The sequence below is a fragment of the Streptomyces sp. NPDC054956 genome, from assembly GCF_053609185.1.
In genome coordinates, this window is the sequence record NZ_JBSGXB010000490.1 from 1 (window position 1) to 3,683 (window position 3,683).

Sequence of the window (3,683 nt, forward strand, 5' to 3'; positions counted from 1 at the left end):
CCTCCATGAGGAGGTCCTCCGTAAGCCGGGTGATGTGCCTCCGGTACGGCTCGCCGTTGTCCCGGTAGCCCATCGGCACCCTGGCGTGCCAGCGTCCGTCTTTCCCGAAGTAGATGGCTGATTCGCCGTTGGCCCGGCGGGTTTGCTTCTTCTGTTCCACAGCTTTCCTCTTAGGCGGCCGGCCGCTGAGTGCGGCGAAGGTGGGCGGCGAACTCGACCACGGCCTCAGCCGGGACCCGGCGGAGACGCCCGACGGGAACCGTCTCCAACTGGCCCGTGCGGATGAACCGGTAGCAAAGAGTTCGACCGATCTGGAGCCGACGGGCGGCTTCCTCGACCCGCAGCAGAACGAGCGTCGGGTCGGTCGTCGCTTCGGAAGGGGGCGCGCTCATGTGGCTCCTTGGCGAGTGGGGATCGGGGCGGGTCAGCCCCTGAGGGAAGTGCGTGCTGTCCGAGCCCTGAATTTCTGCGTCATCGCGTCATCTGCGTCACGTGTGGGCCTGACCTGCGGTTTCGTGGTGACGCAGTGGCGGGCTGCGTGTCATCGGCTGTGTCACCTGGCGTCTCCGGGTGTCGGAGGCGGTGACGCAGGTGACGCAAGATGACGCAGCCGTGGGCCATCTGCGTCACCCGTGTATTCGCAGATCACAGGCGGTTTCGGGGCCCGTGGTGACGCGGGTGACGCAGCATCTCTTCTCTTAGGAAAAAGAGCGGGGTGGTTTCTGTTGTGGTGCGCTCTGCTCAAGACAAAGGAGGGGCCGCTGCGCGGCGCGACCCTTGCAGCGGCGGCAAGCCGCCGGACAAGCAAGAGGAGCACCCCCGGCCACGGCGGGGCGTGCTCCTCTTGCCCGTACAGGGGCCGCCCCGAGGGCGCGGGTCAGAACGCCGCTTCCTGCCGGCACGGAGGCTCGGGGGCCGGTCGGGTCATCGCGATGTAGCGGGCCGCCTTGGTGCGGCCCCAGTCGACGAGGACGCCACGCGCGGCAAGGGTGGGCTGGAGGCGCTTGAGGCGGTCGGAGAAGACCTTGCCGGTGGTGGGCCACCCCTTGGGTAGGGGCCGGAAGTCCTCGCCCGCGTAGAGCTGGGTGACGGCGTGCAGCCACTCCGCCGAGGTCATCCGGACCTCCTCTCCCGGCTCGACGCCCGCAGCGTGCTTGAGAACGGCCTGCGCCAGGAGGTCACCCTCGATCACGTCGTCGTTCAGCTCGTCCAGGCCCGCCCGATAGGCATTGAGCGACCCGAAGCCGCTCGCCGCGTCCAGCTGCGCGCACAGGTGCGCGAAGTCGGCCATCCGCAGGTCGCTGGGGATGTCGGCGTCGGAGGCCCGGACCTTGACGGTGAGGTCCAGGAGAGATCCGAGGATGACCGGCAGCACCTGCCCGTACTCCGTCCACAGCTCCGCCTCGGTCCGCCGAACCCGGGGCCGCACCAAACGCAGCGGAAGGAGGCGTTCGGCGAGGTCGGGACGGATGACGCCCACGTCGATACCGGTCAGGAGAAGCGGCCGGCGGTAGCGGGAGCGGTAGACATCGCCGTCGCTGAACAGCGCCCGCTTGATGCTCTCGGCCCCGGTCACGATGCAGCACATCAGGTCAGACAGGTCCGGGGGCAGGTGCGAGAGGTTGTCCAGGGCGGTAATCCATCCGGCCGCGACGGCCGTGATCAGGTTCTCCTCGTCCTTCGGGGCCCGGCGCAGGTCACCGGTCATGCCTTCGACGATCCGCATCAGCATGCGAGCTGCGGTGGACTTCCCCGCGCCCTGAGGGCCGGTGAGGAACGGCGCCGGGACCGGCACGGACGGCTCCAGGCAGCCGATCACCCAAGCGACGGCCAGACACTCGCTCTCGGCGCCGGCGAAGTTGCACAGCCGCAGCAGAGCGTCGATGCCCTTGCCGTTGGTGTCCTTCTCGGGAAGGGGGAGTTCTCCGGTGAGCTGGGTGCGCCGCCAGCACACCTCTCGCGCGTCGGGGACGCGGATGTCCCAGCCGGTGGGGTGGATGCGGACGGACTGACCGTCGTCGCGGCCGAGGTCGAGCCAGGTCGCGCCGTCGAATCCCGGGGCGACCCGGATGTGGGTGGCCTGGACGTCCTGACTGAGGGCGAGTGCTTCGATCAAGTCCAACGCCTCCTTGAGTGCAGTGCCGTTGAAGGAGCCGATCCCGTCGTTGTAAAGACCGACCATGAGTTCCTGCCGGTGGCTCCCGGTCGTACCCTGCGATCGGATCGGGCGGGCGACGGGGTGGCCGTTCTTCTGCGCGTAGACGGTGCCTTCGGTGGTGCGGAAGTACCGGAAGTGGTCCTGCGCGTAGTCGGTGATGATCTGCCGGGCCGGGTTCTTCTCCTCGTCGGCCATCACAGCCCCAGCTTCGTGCGGGCGTTGGTCCAGGCGTCCTCGCAGTGCCGGGCCGATTCGCCCTTGGCCTGCGCGGCGGTGAACAGCCTGGCGGTGTGGACCTCGGTCAGGCATCCACACCGGCCATGAGCCGACAGGACAGCGAGGAACGTGCGGTACACGGTCGTGTGAATGGCTTCGGTCGCCTCAGTGATGCACTGCGCGGCCATGGCGATGCCCCGTTCCAGGTAGACGGGCGAGCGGTGCAGGCACTGCCCGCCCCCGGCCGGCACCGCCACGATGACGGAGCGCGTCTGCCGGACGGTGGGTTCCTTCACCACGAGTGCGCGCACGACGTCCGGCAGCGTGGTCATCGTTCCGGCGCCGGGGCCGCGCCAGCGGACGTAAGACATCGTGGACTTCACGTCGACCCCGGGGCGGACCCCGTTCTTCGACTGCATGGCGCCCCGGTAGATCCAGTGCTCGCCCCGCGTCGTCGGGACGACCTTGGTGGCGGGGAGGGCCTGCCGGGCCCAGGCAACGGCTTGGGCATCGTCCAGGTCCACGACGGTCAGGCCAGCCCCGCCCGGGTGGTAGGCGACGGCCCCGGCCTGGCGCCAGGCACGGGCCCATGCCGGGCCGGTGATGACGTCCTGGTCGGTGGTGGCGGCTCCCCACGCGTGGCAGGGAGCCGGGCACTGGCAGGGGCCGGCGGCCTTCATGTGGGGCCGGTCCCCGCACGCCGAGCGGGTGCAGGCCGGGCAGTTCCCGAACGGCTCCTTCCCCTCTCGCAGCGGCAGCACGGGCAGGCCCAGTTCCGTGAGCCACAGTGCGGTCCGCAGATGACCGGTCGCGATCCTCATGCGGCCACCGCCCCGGACCGGGCGCGGGCCAGGAACGCGCGGCCGAGCCACTCGGAGTACGCCGGCGGGATGGCCTCAGTGAGTTCCTTGCGGATGTCGGTCCAGTCGATGCCCATCGCGGCCTGCGCCTCGGGCACGGTGGCCTTGCCACCGCCCTCGCCGTACGCGGCGACGTACGGGCCGTCGCGGTATTCGCCGTGGCGCCAGCCCCGGACGTAGCCGCGGTGCTTCACGTGTGGCTGCTGCGGGGTGCTCCACCCTCCGAGTTCGAAGTTGCGGTGCCGGAGCACGGCAAGCCCGAACATCTCCCCGCACAGGTAGACGTCCTTACGGACGGGCGCCTTTCCGTTGGGCTGCTCGATCACGTAGGGAAGGCCCGAGGCATCCAGGAGTACCCGCAGTTCGGGGATGAGCTGGACGTGGGTGCGGCCCCAACCCATGGACCGGTTGGTGCCTACGGTCAGCGCGCATCCGTCCTGGCACGGCGG

At 69.8% G+C, this 3,683-nt stretch carries 4 protein-coding genes and 1 pseudogene; all 5 read right to left on the reverse strand.

Going from position 1 to position 3,683, the window contains the following annotated elements; all coding sequences use genetic code 11:
• Window positions 1-160, reverse strand: a pseudogene (locus ACWGDE_RS37165) (site-specific integrase); the annotation flags it as partial.
• A 10-nt stretch (window positions 161-170) separates the two neighbouring features.
• Window positions 171-392 carry a helix-turn-helix domain-containing protein gene (locus ACWGDE_RS37170; RefSeq protein WP_453393498.1) on the reverse strand — a complete coding sequence of 74 codons (222 nt, stop codon included), beginning with the start codon at window positions 390-392 and terminating at the stop codon, window positions 171-173.
• A 485-nt stretch (window positions 393-877) separates the two neighbouring features.
• Complete coding sequence (locus tag ACWGDE_RS37175; protein WP_453393499.1) at window positions 878-2,353, reverse strand: ATP-binding protein; 1,476 nt, start codon at window positions 2,351-2,353, stop codon at window positions 878-880.
• Window positions 2,353-3,195, reverse strand: a complete 843-nt coding sequence (locus tag ACWGDE_RS37180; protein WP_453393500.1) for a bifunctional DNA primase/polymerase — start codon at window positions 3,193-3,195, stop codon at window positions 2,353-2,355. Before ACWGDE_RS37180 ends, ACWGDE_RS37175 begins: the two co-directional genes overlap by 1 nt.
• A partial coding sequence (locus ACWGDE_RS37185; protein WP_453393501.1) for a DNA methylase occupies window positions 3,192-3,683 on the reverse strand: 492 nt, incomplete at its 5' end. The genes ACWGDE_RS37180 and ACWGDE_RS37185, both read right to left, overlap by 4 nt.

Bases quoted from the DNA above. Each gene is read 5' to 3' on its own strand.
- ACWGDE_RS37170 (WP_453393498.1), bottom strand. From the start codon at position 392: ATGAGCGCGCCCCCTTCCGAAGCGACGACCGACCCGACGCTCGTTCTG.
- ACWGDE_RS37175 (WP_453393499.1), bottom strand. From the start codon at position 2,353: ATGGCCGACGAGGAGAAGAACCCGGCCCGGCAGATCATCACCGACTAC.
- ACWGDE_RS37180 (WP_453393500.1), bottom strand. From the start codon at position 3,195: ATGAGGATCGCGACCGGTCATCTGCGGACCGCACTGTGGCTCACGGAA.